This window comes from Luteimonas sp. A611 (assembly GCF_054072715.1).
The window spans coordinates 209,176-232,929 of record NZ_JBSVRP010000001.1; the positions used below are offsets into that span (position 1 = coordinate 209,176).

General features: G+C 59.2%; 18 protein-coding genes and 1 pseudogene. 5 read left to right on the forward strand and 14 right to left on the reverse strand.

Annotation, left to right across the window (positions count from 1 at the left end):
• The first annotated feature begins 119 nt into the window (after positions 1 to 119).
• The 3 genes from ACW5EG_RS00915 to ACW5EG_RS00925 are packed head-to-tail and all read left to right on the forward strand — an operon-like array spanning position 120 to position 2,983.
• On the forward strand, positions 120 to 1,112 hold the full coding sequence (locus ACW5EG_RS00915) for a hypothetical protein (RefSeq protein WP_457020601.1): 993 nt from the start codon (positions 120 to 122) through the stop codon (positions 1,110 to 1,112).
• Positions 1,109 to 2,275, forward strand: a complete 1,167-nt coding sequence (locus ACW5EG_RS00920; RefSeq protein WP_457020602.1) for a hypothetical protein — start codon at positions 1,109 to 1,111, stop codon at positions 2,273 to 2,275. The genes ACW5EG_RS00915 and ACW5EG_RS00920 overlap by 4 nt, the downstream gene beginning before the upstream one ends.
• A gap of 30 nt (positions 2,276 to 2,305) precedes the next feature.
• Positions 2,306 to 2,983, forward strand: coding sequence for a hypothetical protein (locus ACW5EG_RS00925; protein WP_457020603.1), 678 nt, complete (start codon positions 2,306 to 2,308; stop codon positions 2,981 to 2,983).
• A gap of 256 nt (positions 2,984 to 3,239) precedes the next feature.
• Here ACW5EG_RS00925 and ACW5EG_RS00930 read toward each other — a convergent pair whose 3' ends face one another.
• From ACW5EG_RS00930 to ACW5EG_RS00955, 6 genes are all read right to left on the reverse strand, one after another.
• The gene (locus ACW5EG_RS00930; protein WP_457020604.1) at positions 3,240 to 4,091 is read right to left on the reverse strand and encodes a DUF3883 domain-containing protein; all 852 of its coding nucleotides are present in this window, start codon (positions 4,089 to 4,091) and stop codon (positions 3,240 to 3,242) included.
• 571 nt (positions 4,092 to 4,662) lie between these two features.
• Entirely contained in the window at positions 4,663 to 6,033 is a 1,371-nt protein-coding gene (locus ACW5EG_RS00935; protein ID WP_457020605.1) for an argonaute/piwi family protein, read from the reverse strand.
• Positions 6,034 to 6,079: 46 nt separating this feature from the next.
• Complete coding sequence (locus tag ACW5EG_RS00940) at positions 6,080 to 7,861, reverse strand: SIR2 family NAD-dependent protein deacylase (protein WP_457020606.1); 1,782 nt, start codon at positions 7,859 to 7,861, stop codon at positions 6,080 to 6,082.
• A gap of 276 nt (positions 7,862 to 8,137) precedes the next feature.
• Positions 8,138 to 8,335: a carbon storage regulator gene (locus ACW5EG_RS00945; protein WP_457020607.1), complete on the reverse strand. Its 198-nt coding sequence runs from the start codon at positions 8,333 to 8,335 to the stop codon at positions 8,138 to 8,140.
• Between the two features lie 286 nt (positions 8,336 to 8,621).
• On the reverse strand, positions 8,622 to 8,885 hold the full coding sequence (locus tag ACW5EG_RS00950) for a helix-turn-helix domain-containing protein (RefSeq protein ID WP_457016720.1): 264 nt from the start codon (positions 8,883 to 8,885) through the stop codon (positions 8,622 to 8,624).
• A gap of 148 nt (positions 8,886 to 9,033) precedes the next feature.
• Positions 9,034 to 9,291 (reverse strand): helix-turn-helix domain-containing protein, encoded by a 258-nt coding sequence (locus tag ACW5EG_RS00955; RefSeq protein ID WP_457020608.1) that lies wholly within the window; start codon positions 9,289 to 9,291, stop codon positions 9,034 to 9,036.
• A gap of 392 nt (positions 9,292 to 9,683) precedes the next feature.
• Between ACW5EG_RS00955 and ACW5EG_RS00960 the strand changes: the two genes are divergently transcribed.
• Positions 9,684 to 12,131: a TonB-dependent receptor plug domain-containing protein gene (locus ACW5EG_RS00960; RefSeq protein WP_457020609.1), complete on the forward strand. Its 2,448-nt coding sequence runs from the start codon at positions 9,684 to 9,686 to the stop codon at positions 12,129 to 12,131.
• 65 nt (positions 12,132 to 12,196) lie between these two features.
• Positions 12,197 to 14,644, forward strand: a complete 2,448-nt coding sequence (locus tag ACW5EG_RS00965; RefSeq protein ID WP_457020610.1) for a prolyl oligopeptidase family serine peptidase — start codon at positions 12,197 to 12,199, stop codon at positions 14,642 to 14,644.
• 6 nt (positions 14,645 to 14,650) lie between these two features.
• Here the strand turns inward: ACW5EG_RS00965 and ACW5EG_RS00970 are convergent, their stop codons facing one another.
• The 8 genes and pseudogenes from ACW5EG_RS00970 to ACW5EG_RS01005 all read right to left on the reverse strand — a co-directional run bounded on the left by ACW5EG_RS00970 (position 14,651) and on the right by ACW5EG_RS01005 (position 23,485).
• On the reverse strand, positions 14,651 to 16,429 hold the full coding sequence (locus ACW5EG_RS00970; protein ID WP_457020611.1) for an asparagine synthase-related protein: 1,779 nt from the start codon (positions 16,427 to 16,429) through the stop codon (positions 14,651 to 14,653).
• Positions 16,429 to 17,046, reverse strand: coding sequence for a lasso peptide biosynthesis B2 protein (locus tag ACW5EG_RS00975; RefSeq protein ID WP_457020612.1), 618 nt, complete (start codon positions 17,044 to 17,046; stop codon positions 16,429 to 16,431). The genes ACW5EG_RS00970 and ACW5EG_RS00975 overlap by 1 nt, the downstream gene beginning before the upstream one ends.
• A 112-nt stretch (positions 17,047 to 17,158) precedes the next feature.
• On the reverse strand, positions 17,159 to 17,305 hold the full coding sequence (locus ACW5EG_RS00980) for a benenodin family lasso peptide (protein WP_457016730.1): 147 nt from the start codon (positions 17,303 to 17,305) through the stop codon (positions 17,159 to 17,161).
• A 198-nt stretch (positions 17,306 to 17,503) separates the two neighbouring features.
• Positions 17,504 to 18,154, reverse strand: coding sequence for a GntR family transcriptional regulator (locus ACW5EG_RS00985; protein ID WP_457016732.1), 651 nt, complete (start codon positions 18,152 to 18,154; stop codon positions 17,504 to 17,506).
• A 92-nt stretch (positions 18,155 to 18,246) separates the two neighbouring features.
• Complete coding sequence (locus ACW5EG_RS00990) at positions 18,247 to 18,423, reverse strand: integrase core domain-containing protein (RefSeq protein ID WP_457016734.1); 177 nt, start codon at positions 18,421 to 18,423, stop codon at positions 18,247 to 18,249.
• Positions 18,424 to 18,436: 13 nt separating this feature from the next.
• Positions 18,437 to 18,688: pseudogene (locus ACW5EG_RS00995) on the reverse strand (transposase); the annotation flags it as partial.
• 323 nt (positions 18,689 to 19,011) lie between these two features.
• Positions 19,012 to 19,596, reverse strand: a complete 585-nt coding sequence (locus ACW5EG_RS01000) for a hypothetical protein (RefSeq protein ID WP_457016736.1) — start codon at positions 19,594 to 19,596, stop codon at positions 19,012 to 19,014.
• A 16-nt stretch (positions 19,597 to 19,612) separates the two neighbouring features.
• The gene (locus ACW5EG_RS01005) at positions 19,613 to 23,485 is read right to left on the reverse strand and encodes an RHS repeat-associated core domain-containing protein (RefSeq protein WP_457016738.1); all 3,873 of its coding nucleotides are present in this window, start codon (positions 23,483 to 23,485) and stop codon (positions 19,613 to 19,615) included.
• Positions 23,486 to 23,754 lie beyond the last annotated feature (269 nt).

A 23,754-nucleotide genomic window follows, 5' to 3' on the forward strand; every position in this document is an offset into this window, starting at 1 on the left:
GACTTAGACCGAAAAGTGCCGAATATCACATCAGCAGGGTAATACCGTGCCGACGACTACCGTCGCCGCTGCGAAATCTTGATACAAATACACACTGAACAACTCAGGGGCTAATTGGGATGGGTGGGGAGACCGGAAAGATTGCTGAGATTGCCAAGAAAGTGGCTGACGAGATTTTTGGCGTGTTCGGATGGAATCTCATCTTGCCCGCAGATCAGAACTGGAACTGCGTAGATAGTGCGCACAGCGTGTCGAAGCACCCAACGGATGTAGTTTTCCGGTATGAGCATCCGTATCGCGCATGCACGGTGCATCTGAATGTGGACCTGAAAAGTTACGCTAAAGGAAGCATCACAAGTTCTACTGTGCATGGCGCGCTGCTTAGTCTGTCGAAAGCAACCTCATGTGCAGGCCTCAGTCCTGAATGGCAAGCGTTGTATGCAAGCCCTGATACAAGCTTGGATATTGCCGGTTTACTCTTTGTCTACAATCACGACGGCGCCTATGACAAAGACTTTTCCTCGATCCTCGCGCAAGCCGATACGGACAGAATTCCAATTAATTCAAGGACGACGCTGCATGTGATGAGTCCGCAGCAGATCGCATATCTGGCGACTGTTGCGCACGATATAACGAATCTCAGGGGGAAGGCGGCGCTCCCTTTCGCGGGCGATCAGTTCTGGTTTTTTTATCCGGATCTAATTGGAGAGCACGCCAGGACTGTGCAATCAAAATGCGCGGCAATAGAAACGCTGCAAGGGCCGCTAATAGTCTGTAGGTACATCGATCCGAAGTCCGTCGGAGGATCTGGGGATGCCGCGCTCGTATATTATAATCGACGCGGGGAAACGGTCGACGAGTTCAAGTACCTAATAGATTACCTGTTCCGTTACCAGATCTTGATGCAGTGCGACAGTGTGTTAATAAGGATGCCGTCAGCAAGCCCTACCGCATCTGCGATCTTTCAGAGAGCCGTCGAGGCCTATGCCGACGAATATTATCAGTCGAATGAGTTGCGTGAGCGGTTGGCGAAGATCAGAGTAGATCTAGTAACAAATATTGTGACGTCGTTCAGCCAAGTAGATCTCGGTATGGAGCGCAATGCGGCATGAGCAAGAGTACATATTTTGCTGATGACAAGGACATTCTAGATCTTCTCGAAACGGCAAAGCGAAAGCTACCGATCGGGCTTCTCCGTCAGTTCTTGCTGAGGCGCGGGATGCTGGTGTCCGGCGATACTGATCGCGCGGAACTCCAACGAAAAATTGCCATGTGGACACTCGATTTAGAGGATCTGAACTGGATCTTGGAGAAGGCGGCAGCTGAAGATAGGTCCGAAAAATTCACGTCATCACAGGTTTCTGGCTCCTTCACAAAAGAGCAAGTAGCTACGGCTATAGACAAAGTGAAGGAGCAACGCTCGGCCAAGCATAATGAGGCTCACGTTCTTCAATCCAGCGGGACTGAAACCATCGCCGTCTCAGTCGGTTACACGGAGCTAGATCCCGGGAAGATGCGGCTGCGGCAGAAGCGCAAAAGGGAGGGCGGGCTGACGATCCATTTGTCGCCGAGCGGACTCTCCGTGCGACATGAGTCCAATCAGAGGATGGAGTCGGTTGCGCGCGCCGTACTTGATGAACTCGCCAAGCAAGGGGAAACGGTCGTCCCGAAGAAAGTTGAGCTGACCCATCTGCCTTCACCAGCAACCCGGACTCAGTTCTTCCTTAATCTTATTGACGCAATACCAGGGTTCCGACTGGTCGACGTAACAAAGGTTGTAGTACATCGGCCCAGTGTTGGGGGCCAGGAGGAAGGGGGTGAAGGGGAGGAGGGTGAGACCCTTCGGGACGACGGCGGCTTCATTGAGCAGGATGCAGATGAGGCTAGTCTTCTAGCGAGCCGAGTCCGTGGTGCGATCCTGAAGGGGGAGGCGCTGATTGCTAGTAGGGAGTTCCAAATGCTTAGGGAGGAGTTTTACTTGTGTGGCCTTGAGTGGACTGCGCAGCAAGATGGGGAGACTGGGATTCTCGCAATGTTCGAGGCCGGATTCGAAGATGCGAAGGCGTGCAAGGGTTTCAGCTATCGCGCTAAGGGCGTGTATGAGCGGAGAAGGCGAGGGTCGGCATCCTCATTCGTCTCGGCAAGGCGGGCTTGCTCCCCTGCAGAAAATTCAGGTTTTGTTAGGCTTCTGGAGAACGCTGCCCTTAGCGCCTTGGACAAAACGGAGGGCGGGAGTCAGGCTGAAAGTGCTGCGCCGGAACAAGGGGTTGCATAAGTCGTCTTAGACTAGGGGAGCAGTGTGGACATGGCGACACGCCTCAAACTTTACTCTTGGACGCTGAGCAAAGGGTTGTTTGCGCGCTTTAGCTCAAGCCTGCTGCAGGATAGTTACGCTGATGCTGCCGGCAGCGGATTCATTGTTGAGAGTGCGCGGCCCGACGAGGTAAGAGGGGTCTTCCTTCAGAAAGTAATTTACGCGGATGATGTTCTATCCTCGGACGGAACTTTTGTGACGGTGGATAGAGTGGGGTTCCAGCGCACAAAGTTTATCGCGGCCCCAGGGCACGGCGGTCTTGTTCTACTTGATGCGCCGAGAAAAACCAGTGACTTCCTGATGAGGGTTTCTCAGCACGCGCAGTACGAAGTTGCGATCTCACAGTGCTCGATCGATCTAAAGAGAGTCAAGAAGGTCCTTGAGGGTGGTTTCGGTCGTGCAGATGTTAGATCGGTGCGCCTATCTGATGTACGGATTGATACGGACGCGTCTGCGGAAGTTGGTTTGACGGACAAATCCGATGCGCTTCGCAAGGCGGACGAGGTCTTCGCCAATTTTCAGCGGACGTTGTCCAGGATCGACATGGTATTCCGTGATCAACGTAATCTGAAAATTGTCGTAACTAGGTCTGGAAGTGTAGTGCTACAGAATATTTCGAATGACGCCATTGGGAAAGCCATCACTCTGTTGAAGCACGCAGTTGTTTGACTGGAGAAAAGCGGAAGAAAAGGGGTCAGGTTGGAGTGACCCTAGTTTTTCGGACAGTGGACCTAGGGCACATACCCCAGGCGATTGAGCCGCTCTTCGTACTGAGCCGACGGAGAAGGTGCGGCGGAGAAGGTGGCAGGGACAATTTTCGCGGTGTACACGAAGAGCGGGCCGATCTTTCTCGCAGAGCCGACGACGCGGTCACTTGCAATGGACGTGGGCGCCGAGCGTTGGTGCTGCCCGCATCGCCTGGACCCTAACCAGCGAGTTGGGCCAGGAAGGTGGTCGCGTCGAGACGGCAGTGCGACTCGATCGCCCCGGCCAGGTTGAAGACACGCGGCCGTTTACGGAAGTCGAAGACGCGATATAGCTGGTAGTGCTCGGCGTCCGCGTTGGAGCGGGCCAATTCGTTGCGTGATACGAAGAAGGGCGTGAGTTCGCCGAAAGCGGTTGTCTTCACCTCGATCAGGCGTTTCCGCCCATCCGTCTCAAACGACAACACGTCGAACCCTAGTCCGTCACCTTGCGTCTCCGACACGTGCTCGATGCGCTTGGCAAGCGTCTTGTGGCCAGCGGCGTACAGTCGTTGGGATTCGAGTTTCATGACGAACAGTTCGCCCGCATTGCCGAGGGATCGATTGCGTGCTTCACGCGCGAGGTAGTCCCTGCGCGCGGGTGAGAACCGGGGCGCGTACTCGGGCGGCGCTTCCTTAAGCTGCGTAGGCTTGGGCTTGGAAACCCAGGCGGTGTCACCAATCACTGCTTCGGCTACAGCAGCCGGTCGCGTCACGGCGTGTTCCGCCGCAGCCTGCAGGGCGGGGCGCATGCGCAGCTGCGCCTCGATCACCTCCAGCAGCAACAGTTGATAGTTCGCCAAAGCCTTGTAACCGCTGACGGTCGGCCACTGCAGTTCCTGCATCACGGCACTGACGTTTCGGAACTTGTATTCGACCGAGGCCTTGCTGCGCCCATCCAGCTTTTGCATCAGGGACTGGATACGGGCCGACTTGTTGAACTGCTGGCCGTTGAGCTCCAGTTCGAGCATCTGCAGGTATTCGGCAACGCATGCCTCGACCTCCAGCCGGGACCAGTCTTCGCCTGTCGCCACTTGTGATCTCCCCTTGGCGCGTCGCCGCCAGGGTATCGGGCGGGCGCCCGGCTGACCAGGGATGATGGAAAAATGTCTCAGGGATAAAATTCTTTCGCTCCGACGTCAACCTCGGCAGGAGGGCCCGCTTCTTGAACGTGCGCGGGAGGGCAGCTCCGCGAAGGCGCACAATGTTTGCCGGGAGCGTGCCGGCGGGCCCCGGCGGGCCAACGCCACTGCGGAACTACGGGCAGCGCAACGACAGGTGGCCGATCCTGCTCGAAGGCGAACTCACGGTCCGCGACGCGGACTGGTGAGGTGCCGCAGTCTGGAGTCGGTTGGCGACAAATGCAGGCAGGGTGGCGGAAAAACGCGCCGGAACATCGGCAGTTCGGTGTTGCCGGAAGATCACGCTCCAGAGGTCCTCGCCGCTGCCCTCGCTTGTCCGACGCTACGTTGCGTTGCTTCGGAGACAGGAACCGGTCAGTGGTGACGGACGTTGCAGCGCGACCGGCTTTCCGCTGACAGCCGTAAGTATGGCCATGGCGGCTTCCGACCCGACCCGAAGCGGACATTCGTCGTTGAATCAGCACTACATGAACATCCGATAGTCGTAGACGTCGTTGACGATATCGGCTGACTGTTTCACCACCTCGGCGAATACCTGCGAGTACACCAGTGTTACCGGCAGTGTCTTGTACAGCGTGTTGTTGTTCCAATCGACCTTTGTGAGGGCAAGAATGCTCGCACATGTCGCGTGCCACCCCCCACTGCCGGAGAATCGGCGCAGCATGATCGGACTGGGGAGGGGTTTGAGCGGCGCTTCTTTAAAAACCGGCTGATTGGGCTTCTGCTGATTGATGCCCTGGACGGATCCTTGTGTCCAAAGCAGACACTCATTCTCGGTTAGCGGCTGGTAAAGGCCACGATCAACGGAATATCCGGCAGGCGCTGGCTTCTTGTTCCACTTGTTCGGGCCATCAATCTTCAGTCCATACCAATTGCTTCCGCGCACGATCTGAACTAGTTCAATCTCCATCCTTGACCCGAAGGCATCGAACGCGCCTTGAATCTCGTCTTCGGTGAAGTGCGTGGTCTTATGAACATAGATCTTCCTTGGCAAGCGTCCATTGTGCGAGTTCTGATAAAGCAGCAGGCTCTTCGATAGCACTGATTGCATCTCTTGACACGTCAAGTAAGGATTGCCCTTGCGGTCAGTCTCGTACTCGCGCGTATCATAGGCAATGAACTCAAAGCCTGTTCCGTCGGGATCGAAAACCTGGCTGCAACAGGTGCTGTACTCTGTGCCATTCTCAAGTGTCTTGATGGCGTAGCTGAGTCCGATATAAGCCTCGTCTTTGTCCCAGTCAGCGAGCTTCCAGGGAATTCCGTTTGCCTTTGCATAGAGGGCGACGCTCAATCCCCATGCGACCTGCGCGCGGCACGTGCGCTCGAACATAGTGTCGTTGAGGATCTGGATCGGAATGTTGAGTGGTGCGACCTTAGCTTTGATTCTGTCGTGAAGATTGAAGCCTTCGTACAGATAGGACGCCTTCCACGCGGCAGGCAGATAGATGACTAGCACGTCAAACGTATGCTTGAGTTTTTGCAGCGGAAGGATTGCCTGCAAGATCAAGTCGACCAGACCATTACCGTTGCCCGCAGCAGCCACGGCGTTGCACTCATTCGGCGTGGGAATACGCAGAGATTCCGTCGGCGGTACAAGTTGGGCCCGAAAGACTTTCTCAAATCCCTCATATGCGATGTAGTAATTGAAAGCTTCGCGGACCTGCTGTTTGTTCATCAATTCGCTTGCCACCGCATCGAGCTTCGGAAGAAGAGCTCTTGGCGCTAGGTAAGCAAGTCGGATCACTTTCGGCGCTCCGATGTCGAGACTGTAGGGACCATGGTCGGTCAGTCCGCGCAGCGGATGAGCGTGAGTCTTTCCGTCCGCGAAGAGCAAGCGCGGCTCCGGGAGAATGGAACTGGCTGGCAGCGCGCTTGGATCGTTAGACATATTTGTCACTCGTTCTGCTGAACGCTGAGCGCATGCTAATTTGAAATTGCGCGGGATTTGCGGAGCTCTTGTACGCGGTGACCTTGGCGTCCCCTCTCCCGACACCCCCGAGAAGAATCTCGATCCAAGCGCTCAGAAGTTCGGACGCCTGCTTGTTATATCGTCGTATCTTCTTGCTATAGAGAAAGCCAGTGGCTTCTTCGCGCATCTTCATTGGAGAAATCCAAACATCAGGCCGAAGGAGCAGCCACAACTTACCGTTCCGCTCTTCAACCTTCAGCGATACGGCTTCTGCCCAATAGACATCTTTCAGACCAAGAACTTGGCCATTAACGACGCCGCTTTGCAACCTGCCGCCCCGATCTGTCCAAGAAAGCGCGTCTCGCAATGGTTTCAAGGCTTCGCTGTCGGATTTCTTGTGGCTAGTGATCGCATACCAGGTATTGCGCTGCTTGCGCAGCACTAGAGGCCCATCGGAAACCAATGCTGTCGCAACGGTTTGCTCCACCATCGACTTAAAGTAAGTCGAGGCGTCGATCGTGCGGACCAGATCTTCGATCTCGAATGACGAAACTGACTTCACCCGGTCGGGCTCATATACCTTGGCGAGCTCTTCGCCATCTCCCCAGAAAAGTACGCGATCCGTGTAACAGGCCGAGCAGGGAAGTTGCCTTTCGAACAAGAGGCCCTTCAGCTTTCCAATATCCAAAGCTCCGTCATACTCGATTGCGCCGCAGAAACGCGGAAATCCGGTAATCTGAAGCGCGTTCGTTCGAAGCATTGGATACGCGGTGCCGACATGAGGCAGCGGAATATTTACTGGTTTGGTCGTGGCACTCCTGACTTTGCTGTCAATGGCTGGGTCCTTCTTGGCGACCAATCGCCAGATTTTCGCCAGCATCTCGTCGAACGTGCCGGTCTCGACGATCCCGCCCTTAACGCCCTTGCTGCGTGCATAGTCCATTAGTTCACGTACTGGCGCTTCGGCCAGAGAAATCCGCGGGACGGTCCAGTACAAGCCATGCGGAAAGGAATTGTTCTGTTCGATGGCTTCGCGGAACATCGCCATCACGTTGCCATCGCGCCCACTGTATCCGCTGACGACCATTCCGAAGCGAACAGCGGCGGCTACAAGGCACTTCTGAATTTCACGATCGTTGTGTAGCAGATCCTCGGTGAGGTTCTTCACGCTCTGATACCGAAAGTCGCCGTGAACCTTCGCGTAGAACGGGAATTTCTCGACGTTTAAAGCCTCAACCGCGGCGTAAGAGCCATCAAGATGGAAGGTTGTTAGATTATTGCCTGAGATTTCGGCATAAGCGGATTCGACAACCTCGTCAAAATTTGTTGTGAAGATGATCCTGGCAAGGCCGAGATGCAGGAGTGCGGCTAGTGCACGGTGACCGATCGTCGAGGACGATTTCTCTGTCGCAAGTGCTTTGTTGAGATACCTCTGCTGCGCTGCGTAGTCTTTCCCGAAAAGTAACTCGAAATAGAAGGAATATTCGGCCGGATGCCAAAGTGGTGGGAAGCCTTTGCTGTCCATATACGTCTGTATGCGGGCTTGGACAGCTCGATTGCTCACGTCGTGCGCCACAACTTCTTGATTTTCTTGGGCGCAGTAGTAGCGAAGCTTAAGATCCCAGGATAGGTCCGTTGCGGTCGGAAGGCCGGAACTACGTGACGCCCCTGCTCCGAGAAACCACATCAAATGCTGCCCGTCTTGAGCGACATGTTGGCGGAAGTCGACTTCCTTGATCTCTGGTGCCGGCATTGCGAGCTGTACCTTCTCGTATGACTGTCCCAGCTATACGAGAAAACTCCAGGGGCTGCAAGCGCCTCCGGTAGCAGCTGAAGATGGGCCTCAATGCGGCACCGGATCACGAACGTGGATAGTTCCAGACCCGTCGATGCCTTTGGCCGTCTGCTTCTGGCCGAAACAGGTTATTGGTCGTCCATCTCAAGTGCCTGAGCCTTGAGCGTTCGAGATGGGGACGCGGTGCCGATCCATAGGTAACAGGCCGCTAGCAGCTGGCTGGCGAGAAGAACCTCACTCAGCGGCGAGCTTGCTCGAGTGTTCCTCGCCCCGTCCCTCATGAGTAGAGAGGAGCTCTTCGCGTAGGACAAGGACGCTGGGCGGTGCATCGATTCCGATCCGCACGTTGTCATCTGTGGCTGAGCTGACGAGCAACCGGATGCTGTCGCCGATATGGATCGCTTCGCCGTCTCGACGCGTCAGAATAAGCATGACCGCTCCATGGTCCACGAGGCCTACTGAGTGTAGCGATACAGTGAGGAAAATCCAGATGGTGGGAAGAGCTGCTGGTAGCAGCCGACTTCGCAGCTATGAAGCCCGAGATGGAGGCGCCTAGCGGTCCGCGGAGAGGAAGAGGATGCCCCGGCCCAGCTTTGCCGCTTGCTCAAGGCGGCCGCCTTCTTACTGCTGAGCGGCATCCGTTGCCGGTGCGAAGGCCGTGCTGCCGAGGCAGTTTCACTATGACGATTGGGCGCGTCCACGTAAGTCGGCGCGTTCCCTACCTCTTCGTAGGAATAGTCCTAATCGGGGGCTGAAGTAGCTCAATGATGTCCACGTCTAGAGCTTCTGCTAGTCGCTCCAGGCCCTCGATCGAGATATTGGTCACCGATCGCTCGAGCTGTGATACGTACGTGCGGTGAAACTCCGCTACCTCGGCTAGCTGTTCCTGACTCAGCTCCCGAGCCTTGCGCAGCCGGCGAACATTAGCGGCAACCCGCTCGCGGGCGGTAGGCAGTTGCGACCGGGAAGGCTTGGAAGGCATGCCTTCCAGCCTGATCGTCTACCGGGTAAGGTTCTACAGATTATAAATCTACTGTTTATAACTCTACCAATATCGTTTGTAGCTGAGCTAGTGAGCCAAAAGTGAGGGCAGGAGTGCTTCGTCCTGCACGAACAACGAAAGGATCGCCTCAGTCCTCCGCCGATGGGGCCACGACGAACAGCTCGGCGACATCCACCCCGAAGATCTGAGCGAATCGATCGAGTCGATCGATGGAGATGTTGGTTCTGCCGCGCTCCAGCTGGGACACGTAGGTCCGGTGGCACTCCGCCATCTCTCCAAGTTTCTCTTGGCTCACTCCGCCCTCCATCGCTTCTCGTAGGCGGCGAACGTTGCCGCCGACTCGGATGCGGACTTCGGAAGGGGGCGGTGGCGAGGGCTCGGCCATACGCCCAGCCTGTGCCTCTACCGGCTTGCAATCTACAGCATATAAGTCTACTGTTTATTACTCTCGTTCTGGGCGATGAGCAGGCGCGGGGAGGTTGTGACGCCCGCAAGTTGGAGGGATGAGGCCCTTAGGTCGGCGGGGAAACGTCGGCGGTTGTCCGGAGATGCATGGTGGAGAACGAACATCTAGCAGTATCGGCCTGCGTGGCCATGGTGCATTGTGGTGCGGGGCGTGCCGAGCCGGCCCCAGCGGCTCTCGTGCGTGGGGGCGCAAGGGCTCAAAGACCTTCGAGCGTCGAACTTGAGCGCCTTCGACCCGGAAGCTCCAGCCTGAGAGTAGTGGCGACAGCGGTCTTCGCCGCAACTGTTGTCTTGCTTGTCCCGTACAGCGGGATGGCGCAAGACGCCCACGCGCTAGAACAGGCTGAGACCTACAAGCGTCCTGCCGGACTCCTGGCTGCGTCTCTTGATGCACTCTCTCGGCAGGCCGGGGTGCGAACCGATGCGTCTTCCGAGCTGGTCGATCCGCCGGACACGGGGGCCGAGCAGGGCGATCCGCCCGTGCCAACCAGCCAGTGGGCCGCGCCTTCGAGCGAATCCTCTACCACGGACCTCGAGCAGGTCACCGTCACCGGCACCCGCATCCGCGGCGGCACCTCGCCCTCGCCGGTGATCACCATCGGCGCCGAGCGCATCCGCGAAGAAGGCTTCGCCGACCTGGGCGAGGTGATCCGCAGCGTGCCGCAGAACTTCAGCGGCGGCCAGAATCCGGGAGTCACTCCGTTCTCGGTCTCAGGGGCGGGGGTCCAGAACACCAATCTGACCGGGGGCTCGGCGCTGAACCTGCGGGGCTTGGGGCCCGATGCATCGCTGACCCTGCTCAACGGGCGGCGCATGGCATACGGGGGCATCTCGCAGGCCATCGACATCAGCGCGATCCCGGTGGAAGCGGTCCAGCGGATCGAGATCGTTGCCGATGGCGCGTCGGCCATCTACGGGTCCGATGCGGTCGGCGGGGTCGCCAACGTCATCCTGCGCCCCGACTTCGACGGGGTCTCGCTGGGTGCGCGCGCCGGGACGGCCACCGGCGGGGGCATGGGCGCGCACGAATACAACGCCGTGGCCGGCGGCAACTGGTCGGGTGGCGGGCTGATGGTCGCCTACAAGGACGTGTCGACGGACCCGATCCACGCGCGCCAGCGGGACTACACCGGCTTCCTGCACGAGGCCTGGACGCTCTATCCGCAAAGCGACCTGCGCAGCGGCCTGGTCAGTGTGCACCAGTCGTTGGGCGATTCCGTCGAGCTGCACCTGGAAGCGCTGGGCACCAGGCGTTCGCAGATGTACAGCGCCCACAACAGCCTGGGCAACCAGAGGATCGTAGCGACCCCCGAGTCGACGACATCCCTCGTGGCGCCCGGCATGAACCTGTTCCTGCCGAACGACTGGGAGCTGTCCCTCTCGGCGGCACGGACCCGCGACAGCCTGGAGCACGCCCAGTCGATCCAGCTGCTTGCAACGGGCGACGTGTTTCCGATCCGATTCTGTTACTGCAACGAAGGCCGGGTGTACGAAGCCGGGGCGGAGGGGCCGGTGTTCTCCTTGCCCGGGGGGCAGGCACGGTTGGCGGTAGGCGCCGGCCACAGGGAGACGAGCTTCCGCGAGTACGACCACCTTGCGAACCAGCCCGTCATCGACGGCCGGGAGCGGAGCCGCTTCGCCTATGCGGAGATGCACCTGCCGCTGCTGGGACCGGCGCCCGACATCGACAGTGCACGTCGGCTGGAGCTGACCCTCGCTGCACGCGCCGAAGACTACGACAGCTTCGGTGATGTCACGACGCCCAAAGTCGGCCTGATCTACACCCCTGGCCGGAACGTCACCCTGTCGACGTCCTGGGGAAGGTCCTTCAAGGCGCCCACGCTGTTCCAACTGTTCCGGAGCGAGTTCGTCCTCTACGAGTCCGCGGTCGGGGCGGGCGGCTCGGGGTTTCCGGAAGACGCGACGGTACTGAGCCTTGCTGGAGGCAACCCCGCCCTGGCGCCGGAGCGTGCCCGGACATGGACCGCCTCCCTCGCATTCCATCCCGCGGGCATGCCCGGGCTGGAGGCGGGCGTGACCTGGTGGGCCATCGACTATGACAGCCGGGTTGTCGAACCCATTCCTTACCCGGCGCAGGCATTGAGCGACCCCGCGAACGCCGAGTTCGTCCGCTACTTTCCGACCGAGGCGGAGCAGGCCGCGCTCATTGCGCGCGACAGCGACGGTCTGCTCACGAACCTGGTCGGCACACCGTACGACCCGGGTACGGTTGTGGCGATCGTGCGGTCCCACTTCCACAACGCGGCCGGGCAACGGATCAGGGGGCTTGACCTGTCCGGGTCGTATCGCTTCGACGTGGCGGGCGGGCAGCTGGGCCTGCGCGGGTCGGCAACCTGGCTGGACAGCACGCAACGGATCGCCACCACCGAGACCGACCTCGCTGGAACCCTGTTCCATCCGCCCAAGGTCACGGGACGCATCGGCGCGGTGTGGGAGAGGGGGCGCCTGGTCGCCTCGGCGTTCGCGAACTACAAGGGCGGTGTGCTGAACGTGGTCGCAGGCGAGAAGACGTCGTCGTTCACCACCTTCGATACCACGTTGCGCTACGCAATCCCCTCGGGGGCGGCACGCGACCGCCAGCGGTGGGACTTCTCGCTGTCGGTGCAGAACGCGCTGGACCGGCCGCCGCCGCTGCACGACACCGGCGCCGTGACGGCATTTGCCGTGCCGCCTTACGACGCGACGAACTACTCCGCAATCGGTCGCTACATCGACCTGTCGATATCGAAGCACTGGTGATGTGCGCATCGAGTCATGTAGCGGGTGGCCCCGCCGGCTGGGCCGGCCCCAAGAGACAGATCCCCATGAGACGGTTCTTTCGCAGTTCGCTCGCGACTCTAGTGGTGATGGCTGCGTCCTGTGGCGCCAGCGCGGCGCTTCCCGAAGGAAAGCGGCTGCTCTCGCTTGACGACATGCTCCAGCGTTCCGAGGTCGAGGGCGCGGTTCTCGCGCCCGATGGGTCGGGACTGGCGGTCCAGGTGACCCGACCCCTCTCCGCTCCCGGCGTCCACGCGGGTGCGGCACGATCAGGCGTCCAGCCCAGGGGCGACATCTGGCTGTTCGACGAGGATCTTGCGGCGCCCACGAAGCTGCCGGCCGATGACCTGTGGGTCTGGGCGCCCGCCTTTTCGCCGTCAGGCAGCCGGCTGGCCGCGCTGTACGCGGATGCCGATGGCAGGGTAGGGGTGATGGTCTGGGATCTCGCGGCCCGCCGGCCGGTGAAGTGGGGGAGCATCGACGTTGATGTGAACGTCTTGCTCAGAACGCACGGCGCACCGGACATGAAGCCTTCGGGATGGGCGCTGCGGACGCGCGCCTTCGTATGGATCGACGACCAGACCGTGCTGCTCGTCGACCGCAACGGAGTGCCGCAGCAATACGGGCTCGCGCCCGCGACGGCCGCCACGACGTACGCGGCGCTCCGGGGGCGGACCAAGGCTGGTCAGCCGTCCATTCGAGTATGGAACGACCAGTCTCCGACGGAGGGAGTATCGAACAGGTTGCTGTCGCTCGACGTCAGGACGGGGAAGACAGTCGTGCACTACGAGGGCGATGTGCGTGGCGTGTCGCTGTCCCCGGACGGCGCGCGGGCCGCACTGCTGGTGGCAACACGTCACCTGAAACCCGCGCCCGGCGCGATGGAGCCGCCGCTTCGCTCTTGGCACCTCTACGACGATGCAGTGGAACTGAAGCTAATCGTGCAGCCGCTCGCGAACCGCGACCCGGGGATGCACGTCCAAGGCATCCGCATGGCTGGGCCCGCGTCGGACAGCCGGCTGCCGTTGTGGTCTGACGATGGAAGGCGAATTGCCCTGGCGGGTAGGGCGTCCTACACGAGTCGAACGGCCAGCGGTGATGATGTGGCCTGGGAGATTGATGCCGACACGCAGCACGCCAGGCATTTGCCGGCGCGCTCGGCGCTGGACGCCGAACTGATTGCAAGCCTGCTGGTGGGCAGTGGCGAGTGTGTCGATCGTCTGATCGATACGCGGCCGTCGCTCGTCTCCGACAACGACCTCATGCCGCTCGGACAGGTGCCAGGGAAAGTCTGGCGGTTCGCCGATGGCCGGCATCTCGTCTGGTCAGAGAACACGGTGCAGGTTGTCGACTGCGATGGTACGACGCGTCTGCCCGGAGAGTTCGACTTCGTCTACGCTGCCGACGTTGCCGGACGTGCGCCACGCTTCATCCTGTTCCGCCAGGACCAGCACTTCGGTCTCGGCTTTGCCGACGGAAAGCATGTCCTCAAGCGCATCCCGAGGCCCCCTTATGCTCAATTGCTGGTGGCCGGGGCCGGCGGTAGCACGCTGTACCTGAGTAATGATGCGGCAGGTACCTCGCTCCATTTGCTCGGGCGAGGTCCCGGGGCCATGACCGTCACCCCATTCAACCGGCACATGGGCGCGATCGCTGTTCCCGAGGCGCGAGAGATATCGCATGAGCTTGATGGCAAGACGCTGACGGGCATTCTGCGCCTGCCTCCCGGTCGACGGGACGGAGATCGACACCCCGTGGTGCTGACGGCGTATCCGGGGTATGTGCCGGGCATGGAGGACGGCTCACACCGCGGCGTCAACTCTAACGATCTGGTCTATGGGCCGTTCCAGCATCTGCTCTCGAAGGGATTCGCCGTGTTCGTGGTGCCGTTCCCGGTTGACTACTATGCGCTGCCGGAAGCCGGGCCGCTGCAGATGGCTGTCGACACCGTGACGCCTTGGCTTGCGGTGCTTGAGCGGCAGCCGGAAATCCTCAGCGGCGAATATGCTTTTTGGGGACATTCGAACGCCGGATATGTCGGTCTCGCGCTTGCAGCGAGGACGGACACGTTCAAGGCGATTGCCGTCTCCTCGACATTCCCGGACCTGCACTGGACGTTGGACGCGGGCCTCGAGTTCACCGCGCTGCAAAGCGGCGGTAACGTGATGCAGGTGCGTCGCATGGTGTACGAGCACGAATCCCAGCCCTACGCCATAGGCGCGCCGCCCTGGCAAGCGCAGGACCAGTGGATCAGCAACAGCCCCGTCTACAATCTGGAACACGCCACCACACCGATGCTGCTGCTCGTGGGGGAGTTCGATTTCGGCACGTCGCGGCCCATGGAACGTGTCTACTCCATCCTGTACGGCAAGGGTGTGCCCGCGGAGCTGGCCATGTACTGGGGCGAGGCGCATGTCATCGCCAGCCCCGGCAATGTCACCGACGCTTGGACGCGGACGGAGCAGTTCTTCTCGAGGTATCTGCGCAAGCAGTGAGGGAGGCTAGGATATTGGAAGGATTGCGCGCGGGCTCGAAGCAGAGCGATGGCGGATCCAGTTTTCGATCATGCACAGTTCGAAAATTCTGGTGAAAGAATCGTCGCGTGGAAGCGGGGGTGTCGCGAAGAACCGGACCAGGGCGTCGCCATCCAGCAGGCCGCGCGCCTGCAGTTCACCAGACAGCAGGTAGTCGCGCATCTGGTCCTTGCTTCTGCGGTAGACGCCTCCCAGATAGGCGATAAAAGTGCCTTTGCTTCGCCGGTTCAGGACATCAGCGGGCAGGAGGTCTTGAAACGCCGACCGGGCGATGGCCCGGTTGCATCCACCGGCGATCCACATCCAACTGGGTACCTTGAGACAGGCCTCTACCACCGGCTGGCTCAGCAAAGGCATCCGCAGACGGCGTCCAGCTCCGCGTGGCACGGATTCCCTGAATAGTTGATTGGTGGCAAGGCCAAATATTCTCTCCCGGTCGCCTGGCAATGCGTCTGCGGGCGCGTCGAGCCAGGGGTGGGGCTCGATGGTCGGGGCGCTGAACGCCGGGCCGAGGAAAGAGAGGTCCTCCTTGAGGGGCGGTGCTGGTGCTCGGCGCATCTTTGATAGGGCCAGGCGGCCCGCCTTCCAGAAGGTGCACCCGTGCAGCGCGGCAAGATCGTGCACTGCGGCAATCCCCGCGCCCATGCCAAGTTCCCTGAATGCGTCGACAGCGGGCGCAGCGGTACTGAAGTTGTCGAAGACGGCGTCGCCGCCGCCACCCGAGAAGCACGCTGCAATTTCACTGCGGTCGCATACCGCCGCCACCCGGTCTGCTATGGCGTTCTGCAGCGCCCCGAGCCTGGGTGTCAGCAAGTGGGAAGGCGGATCGAACTGAAATCGCACGTCCTCGAACTGCAGGTGCTCGGCTGTCAGCTCGCTACCAAGCGCTTGGGCGATCTGCACGGCATAGGATCGTTCGTCTGCGCCACGCACGGGGGTGACAAGCGTGCAGCAAGAAACGCGCGCAGCTGAGCCCCGCAGGCAGACTCCGACGATAGAGGAGTCCAGCCCCCCAGAGACCTCCAGGAGAATGGCCTCCTCCATGCTGGCCAGTGACCGGACCGAGACGCACACAGCGCCGCGGACATCTGCGGCCGCCTCGGCCGCACGGGAATGCCGTTGAGCTGCATCGACAAACTTCCATGGCGACCATGCGGTTTCCACCGCGACATGCTTCCCAACGACGATTCTGGAGCCGGGCAGGAGCTCGCGGACTCCGGAAAGGCCGGTACGTGCCATCTTCTCGTGCGGATAGGCGAGGCAAAGCTCGATGAATGTCCAGTCGACCTGCTCGGAGTAGAGACCAAGCTGGGTCGGGAACGAGATATCTGAAGTGATGAAGCCTGCGCCATCATTGAGCGCGTAGAAGCACGGCAGGTCGCCCGAGGGAGAAGGGCTGCGCATGACGCTGAGCCCACCATCTGCCTTGGCATCGGGCTGAAGGAGCAGGTAATGTCCCCACAGGTTGTCGATGACGTCTCGCCGGATCTCGAAGTCCATGGTCATGGCGGACCACCTGTTGTTGTCCGTGACCAGAGTTCCGTCCCGCGCAAACACGTGCCCGATGAGCGTGCCACCGTCCGGTAATTCGATGACGGGCATCTGCCTGCTCACGTAGAGCCGGACGCGCCTGGGCGCCGCGACTGCCCGCATCTCCATCGCAGCGAGCCGTTCTTCGGAGATCGACCACGCCGCGCTGCTGTAGCACCCGGCCCCATCGATCAGTGCCAGGTAGTGGAGATCCATCAGATCACCAGAATCGGCGTGTAAGTCGACACATTCCCGATCGTGTCGTTCAAGAGCGTTTGGCTGAACTGGGCCCAGCAGTGTGCCGCGAAGGGATCGGTGGTCACGCCGAAGACGATGTCGGCATGCAGGCCTCGCACCGCGAGGAACTTCACCAGCGCGATCGAGTCGAGAAGACAGCGCGTTTCCAGTGGTACGTACTTTCTCGCTCTGCGAAATATGCGGGCCGCATCGAACACCTCTAGCGCCTGATCGTCTATCGACCCGGCGGACATGGGCGGCTCGGGTTGCCGATTTGCTGCGAGCGTTTGTAACGTCTGCTTCAGGCCAATCATCTTCAGCTGCAGTTTTGTCCACAGCACGATCGCTGGCACCTCCAGGTTCACAAATAACGACCTTGGTGCCGGGGGAGCGTGCATTTCCAACACACTTTGCGTTGGTGGCGAGATCGCCAGGGATGAGGCGTGGCTGCTGATGGCTGGAGTGATGACAAGAAGGCCGGCCTTGATCAGCCGTTCCATCTCGGCTCTTGAGCACTGACGCTGACTCAGGCTCGCGATGAATGCCTGTTCCAGTTCAGGCTGGAGCCGGAAGTAGCGATCCTTGCCGATGTCCAAGAAGATGAGACGTCCGTCGACATCACAGAACGACAAATCTTGGTGCGGTTGGAGCGGCATCTTGAACCCCCCACAAGAAAAGAGCGCACCCCTCGGGGTGCGCTCCAACTGCTCACTCTTCGGAGATGCCGACGGGCGTATTGCTCCCGACGGGTTCGAAGCCGGGACGAGGTCCGTGCGTCTCGACGCTGGCCACGCCGAGGTCAATCACGCCTTCCGGCGCATCCTTTGGTGCGTTCGTGTTGTTCGTCTTGTTCATGTCGATCTCCTGCGATTGCGCCATGGCCATCCCATGGCCGGTGCAGCGTAGAGACCGGAGTTCTTGATTCTCAAATGATTATTGCTTGATCACCTGATAATTAAGGATAACTGTGACGCAGCTCATCGATGCGATGGCGCACGGATGCATCTGTACCCCCGAAGCGGTCAATGCGGGCGTGATGCGCAGCCCGATGCGTCAGCTTCGTTGCAGTTCCTGTGACTTGCGGTTCAACAATGCAACGATGCAGGGCACCAGCTGCTTGCGCCGTTCGTGATACCTGGTCAGCGCCGGCCGCAGGGCGTCGATGTCGCGATGCTGCCAGTGCCGGATCAGCTCTGACAGCTCTTCGAACGCGTTCGACAGCAAGGTTTGCTTGTGGCGACGGACCGGCGCGAGGCAGTCGTTGACGCGCCGGACGGTCCTATGCAGCGGGCCGTGCCCAGTCGCGCAGGCGACCGCGTCGAACAGGTGCCAGGTGCGTTTCACCACGTCGTCGCCGGGCGCGATATCCACGTCCCGAACGTCCTCGTGCGTCCGCTGCGGGAAGCCGACCTCGCATGCCATCAGCAGCAGCCGCTGCATCCAATCGTAAAGTTCGTGCAGCGAAACTTCGGTGGGCAGCGGTACGTGCAGCCCGTCGCGCCCGTGGTCGGCGATCAGGTCTTCACCGACCAGGCGGTAAAGCGCGTAGCGCACGGGTGTGGGGCTGGTGTTGAACTCGGCGGCGATGGTCGTCGGATCGATCCGCTGTCCGGGCATGTAACGCCCGGCCTGCAGTGCCCGCCGTATCTGGCGGTACAGGAATGCACTCTTGGAAGAGTATGCAGCGCTCATGGCGGACTCCATGTCTGCGTTGGGCTTCGTCCTTGGTGGCGATATTACATGCTGCGGGGCCGCGGAGGTAACTCCCCCATTTTTAGCAGTCGCCAAAAGTGGAGCTATGCGGCAAGGGTCAATTGACCAGCCGTTCGCCTGTTGAGAGCCTGCATCGGTGTAATGCCGCCGAGCGCCATGTTCGGGCGCTCATGGTTGTCAGTCCATAGCCAGCGTGTGGCCTTGTCCTGCACCTGCTCAATGGTTTCGAACAGGGTGCGGGCCAGCCAGCCGTAGCGCACAGTGCGGTTGTAGCAGGGCTTCCTTCAGCAAGTCGGCGCTGAGCTGGGCGTCGGCGTACATCTTCTTCAGCCGCCGGTTCTCCTCCTCCAGCTCCTTCATCCGGGCCACCATGGACACCTCCATGCCGCCGAACTTGCTGCGCCACTTGTAGAACGTCGCCGAGCTGATGCCGTGTTCCCGGCACAGCTCCGGCACGGGCGTACCGGCCTCGGTCTGCTTGAGCACGGCAATGATCTGGCTATCGGTGAAACGGGACTTCTTCATGGAACCTCCTCGGGAAAGGGTACGAGAAAATTCCACTTCTGGGGTCAGCTAACCTGTGGGGGGGGTACCCCGGGGTGAAGAGTCATGCGGTTTGATGGTGCGAGTCACGACCCGACCTTCTCCGCGGCTTTCCCGACGCGATCGCCAACCCCAAGAGGCTCGGCGCCTGTCCTTGTTTGCGCACTGCACGGATCTTGTAGGGGCCCGGCGCGGCCATCTGATCGGCCTTGTCTTCGTCCTCAACGTAGATCGCGTGCGCGGCGTGGTGCGTCTTGGCGCCGCGAGGGGCCAGGGTGAACCGGCCCAAATATAACCATAGGCGTTCAATCGTTGAACGGGTGCGCTTCCTCGAAAGGCGTATCGCCAACACTTGGTTTTCCTTCCCATGCGCCGAGCGAATCGTATTGCGTCCAATTGGCTCGCAGAGTTCTCTGTATTCGCACAGGTTCACACTCTCCAGGCCAATCCAGCGGGCTTTTCATCTCGACGACCACGTCTAGCGAGGCTTCCATGGCATCCACCTCTACTGACAGGACCTCAATGCTCCCCGTGATGGCAGCTCCATAACAGCCTTTCTTGCCCGCGAACGCGCTGGAACCGTTGCTGTAGAACACGCTTGCGGTATCACCCGGAAGGCTGAAAACGTCACCAGAGCTCACGTCTTTCGGTAGCACGATCGTGATCTTTGAGAACCTGCTGCCATCCACCTTTCGTGATGGAGTGAACTCACGAATGGCAATCGCGGTCATCTCACCGGGGCGAAGTCGATGGCAAGCAAACTGGAGCTGTCGGCTATCGACATCCAAGCAACTGTCTGCGTCCGTTGAAACATCTTTGACAGCCAAGAACGTTGTCTGACCCGCCGCTGCGCACGACACCGCGAACAGTGCAGGTGCAAATGCAAGCATGGCAGTTCTGATGCGTTTACTTGTTGCATCCACAGGGACCGTCCTTAATAGAAGAAGCTTGATTGGAAGTGCGTCGCTCGGCCTCTTTCCAGACCTCGGAATGCCGCCCAGAGTGCCTGTCTCCGCGACCGGACGTCACGCCCCACGTACGGTGCAAGACTTCATGGACAATCGTGTCGTACAAGTCAACTCTCTGTGCGTGCGTGAGTGGCTCCAAATACTGGCTGTCGAGATACAGCGTTCTCGTGAAGGCGTTATACATGCCGGAAGCGCCCCCAAGATCTTTGACTACCGGATCACGATTTGGAAATTTAAGGTCCGTCTCTGTCGCTTTGGCGTGTGAATAAAGGCAATCAATATCTTGTTGCGTCAATCCAAACGGATCAATACGTGATATCGGATTCCCCCCGACATAGGCATACGTATTTAGACCGCCGTCAATCCCGATCGGATCGCTCTCTAGATACCTTCCCGTCCGCGGGTTGTATGTTCTGTGATAGTTGTACCAGAGCCCTGTCTCGCCGTCGTAGAACTGCCCTGGGAATCCCAGGTTCAGACCTCCGATGCTATCTAAGGTCACAGTTCGATCGAACGCAAAATTACTTGCCCTCCAGACAACAGCTTTCGCGCTGTTCGTTACGACCTCCGGCCTTCCTAGGTGGTCAGCATGAATCATAAGTAGTGTTGAGCCTCTGACACGTGCTATCGGAGTGCCACCAAGCCAGATGTAGTGAGACCATCCGCCTTGGTGCTCGCCTAGCATCTGCCCGGTTGGACCATACGTGAAAAAGTGGTTTCCCCCTGTACCGACTTTCTTGTAGACCCGCTGACCGAGTCCGTTAACTGAATATGTCGTGGTCGTGCCCGACTTCGTCGCCGTCGTCAGTCGGCCGAACGGGGTGTAGGTGAAAGTAGCGCCCTCGCCGGTCCGTGTATTGCCGTTCAGATCATACGTGTAGCTTGCCGCACGCGAGCCCGTAATGGCAGTGAGCCGATTGTTGGTTGACGCCGTTGTGTATGTGTCGGTAGCACCGGCCCAGGTGTGGGTAGTTCTGTTGTTATTAGGATCCCAGGTGAAACCTTGGTTCGCTCCGCTCGCTGTCACTGTTGTCAGCCGTGACAGCGCATCGAAAGAGTAAGCCTGGGTGAGCGCTGTGTTCGTGTGATTGGTGATCTTGCCGATCTCGTCTCTGAGCGTGTACTCGTAGGTCAAGCGATGCAGGAAGCCGCTTCCATTCTTGGTGTTCAGTTCCGTGGCGCGGCCGTCCAGGTCGTAGGCTGCGCTGTGCACCAGACCATTACCCCAATCCCAGCCATTCGTTGGCCCGTGGGGGTGATACTTCACGTTCGTTGCCACATTGCGAGCGACTCCATCGATGGTGACCGTCACCGCCGCCAGCTTGCCGGCGGTGTAGCCGTAACCCACACCGACACTGCCCGGATAGCCCATTCCTGTGAGTCGGCCGATGGTATCGTACGTATAGGCATACGCAGCAGAACCTCCTGCCGGCAGGGCGCTTGCCTGACTGGCAAGCTGACCAGATGGTCCGTAGGTGTAGCTGACACTTCCTGACGGATCCAAGACTTGGCAGAGCTTTCCCTTGCCATTTGTGCAGGTGTCATACACCCACGTCAAAGTCTGTGCGCCTGCAACTGCCGTCTTCCTTCGGCCGGTACCATCGTACGTGTAGGAGACCCTACTGCCGTCGTTTCGAGTGGTTTCGGTCAGCAGTCCGCTGGCGACGTAGACGTTTGAGGTCGTTCCTGTGTCAGGGCTGACCTGGCTCCACGCTTGTCCCAGGCCGTCCTTGATAAAGCTAGTAGTTCTGCCCCGTGGATCAGTCACACTCACCAAATGATCAGCTGAGTCATACGCATACCTCGTAACGCCACCCATAGGGTCCTTGATCTCAATCGGCCGATCATAGATGTCGTAGGTATGCTCTGTGACCTTGTTCAACGCGTCGGTGATTGTTTTAACCTTTCCGTTCGGCGTATAGGAGTACCTGAGGTTCTGGCCATTGTTGCCTCTGACAGCTCTTATTCGACCAAGCTCGTCGTAGTCAAAGTACGATCTACGCGTCACACCACTCGTGGTCCCGAGAGTCGGGGGTGTCGACGACACACCAACGCGCTCCTGCGTGATGTTGGAAGCAAGGTCCCGAGAAAGCAGTCGATAGATGTATTGGCCTGAGACATCGACTTCATACTCACCCATGAGGCGGCGCGCATTGTCGTAGATATACTTGGTCTGTATGCCATCTGGACGTGTAACGGAGTCCAGCAGCCCGGAGGTCGCGTAGACGTAAGTTGTGTCCGCAGCAGCAGTTCCGTTCGGGTATGTACGCACCCGCGTAGTCCGCCCACGAGCGTCGTAAGAGTAGTCGGAAATTTCGCCGTTGGCTCCGATCACACGACCTGGCTGCCCAAGCCCGTTAAAACTTTGATAGGCAACGGTATGGCCCAGTCGATTGCTTACTCCCTGCAGTTCACCCTTCACTGTATAAGTGTATGTGAGTCGGTCGATCGGACCGTCCACAACCATCGTCTTAACCAATCCATTTGAGTGGAGCGTGTAAGTGTAGGTCGTAGTTCTAGTCTGGTTTGCGGCGCCGTTGGCGCTTAGGTTCTTGACGGACGCTGACTCGATTCGTCCATTGGCTGTGTACGTATACGAGCGCTCCCACTGATTCGGCAGCGTTTCCTTCATTAGACGAGCGCCACTCCAAGTATTCGACGTTACGCGAAGCATCGAAGTCCCAATGCCTTCAGTAACGCTTAGCACCTTACGGGCACTGTTAAAGCTGATATTGGAGCGCATTCCACCATTATCAACGGTCTGCAATGCCTGGCGGGCAGGGTCAACAAAGCTTTGCGAGCTCAACGTTGCGCCACAATGTGTGCTGGCATGCCCCTCCACCTTGGTAACCATGCCGGAGTTGACGGTGTAAGTAGTTAGCTTTCCTAACGGATTGGTCTCAACAACCTTAGAAATACTTAGCGAAGTGCCGGTGTCGATCTTGGTATACACGTATGTGTGCTTATCCACTCCACCCGCGTGTTCCCCGCTCAAGGTGTCACCTACTCCGTTATACGTAAACGTCGAGTATCTTACGCCGTTGTACGATAAGCCATCCAGGACGCGACCCCCAACGCCCTTGGGCGAAAAGTGGTATGTCACCACGGTCGCGGGGGTTTCCGGATAGGTCAAATTAAGACCGGTCGAAGATTCCGCCGCTCGATAGACATTGCCTGCGGGGTCAGTCATCGTCGAGAGACGACCCGTGGACCAAGCAAATTGAACTGTTCGGCCGTTGCTATGGGTGACACGCTGTAAATACGTGCCGGTGCCGTCGTACGCATACACCCAGCGGATACCCTGTGGATTTGTCTCCTCCGTAACAAACCCGTTCACGGAGTATTTTTCTACGGATTCATTAGTTTTTAGCGTCCATCCGCCGCTAAAGCTCCCTTCCAAAACGCCTATTCCGGCGGCTGGGAATACTACCCACGCGGCGCCGTCAGGCCGAAATGCAATGACCCGTTTTAGGGTCTTGCCGGCGCTCTGGCAAGTGCTTCCTGGTTCGGCCGCACATCTTGTTCCGTTCGTGAACTCGAAGAATAGTTTCTTATCGAAACTGCTGACAAGGTTTTGGCCGAATATGCCGCGCTGGAGAGATTTTCCATTCCAAGCCAATCGTCCATAAAGCCCCATCTCTTCGGGTGTTTCAAATAGTTCGACCGCTTCAATCTTGTTTCCGGTCGAAACTCTGACTGGGTTACCTGTACTCTCGTTACAGTTCTCACCGGAGCCTAAGGCATCTGTGTTGGCGGTGGGATACTGTGCGTAATTGGATGGATATGTTGGCCCGTTTTGGGGAACACCCATAGATGGGCGATATGTGAAGTTCCCATGGACGTCCTCGCTAGTCGGAGGGCGCTCTCCCCTCACCACGACTGGATCGAGAGTACGTGGACCAGTAACCGATACTCGGCCTAGATCCGTTGGTGATTGAGCCCAGCTGGCGGTGGGGGAGAGGAGCACCAGTGATGCAAGGGCGGTGGTCGCCGCCTTAGGTAGACCGCTACCAATCGTGATCTGCATGAGAACAATCCCTGTAGTTGTTGAATATACGGCTTGTACTGAGGGCCCAGCGC

Coding starts and splice junctions, on each gene's coding strand:
- ACW5EG_RS00915 (WP_457020601.1), top strand. CDS start 120: ATGGGTGGGGAGACCGGAAAGATTGCTGAGATTGCCAAGAAAGTGGCT.
- ACW5EG_RS00920 (WP_457020602.1), top strand. CDS start 1,109: ATGAGCAAGAGTACATATTTTGCTGATGACAAGGACATTCTAGATCTT.
- ACW5EG_RS00925 (WP_457020603.1), top strand. CDS start 2,306: ATGGCGACACGCCTCAAACTTTACTCTTGGACGCTGAGCAAAGGGTTG.
- ACW5EG_RS00940 (WP_457020606.1), bottom strand. CDS start 7,861: ATGCCGGCACCAGAGATCAAGGAAGTCGACTTCCGCCAACATGTCGCT.
- ACW5EG_RS00945 (WP_457020607.1), bottom strand. CDS start 8,335: ATGCTTATTCTGACGCGTCGAGACGGCGAAGCGATCCATATCGGCGAC.
- ACW5EG_RS00950 (WP_457016720.1), bottom strand. CDS start 8,885: ATGCCTTCCAAGCCTTCCCGGTCGCAACTGCCTACCGCCCGCGAGCGG.
- ACW5EG_RS00955 (WP_457020608.1), bottom strand. CDS start 9,291: ATGGCCGAGCCCTCGCCACCGCCCCCTTCCGAAGTCCGCATCCGAGTC.
- ACW5EG_RS00960 (WP_457020609.1), top strand. CDS start 9,684: ATGGCGCAAGACGCCCACGCGCTAGAACAGGCTGAGACCTACAAGCGT.
- ACW5EG_RS00965 (WP_457020610.1), top strand. CDS start 12,197: ATGAGACGGTTCTTTCGCAGTTCGCTCGCGACTCTAGTGGTGATGGCT.
- ACW5EG_RS00970 (WP_457020611.1), bottom strand. CDS start 16,429: ATGGATCTCCACTACCTGGCACTGATCGATGGGGCCGGGTGCTACAGC.
- ACW5EG_RS00980 (WP_457016730.1), bottom strand. CDS start 17,305: ATGAACAAGACGAACAACACGAACGCACCAAAGGATGCGCCGGAAGGC.
- ACW5EG_RS00985 (WP_457016732.1), bottom strand. CDS start 18,154: ATGGAGTCCGCCATGAGCGCTGCATACTCTTCCAAGAGTGCATTCCTG.
- ACW5EG_RS01000 (WP_457016736.1), bottom strand. CDS start 19,596: ATGCTTGCATTTGCACCTGCACTGTTCGCGGTGTCGTGCGCAGCGGCG.
- ACW5EG_RS01005 (WP_457016738.1), bottom strand. CDS start 23,485: ATGGGTGTTCCCCAAAACGGGCCAACATATCCATCCAATTACGCACAG.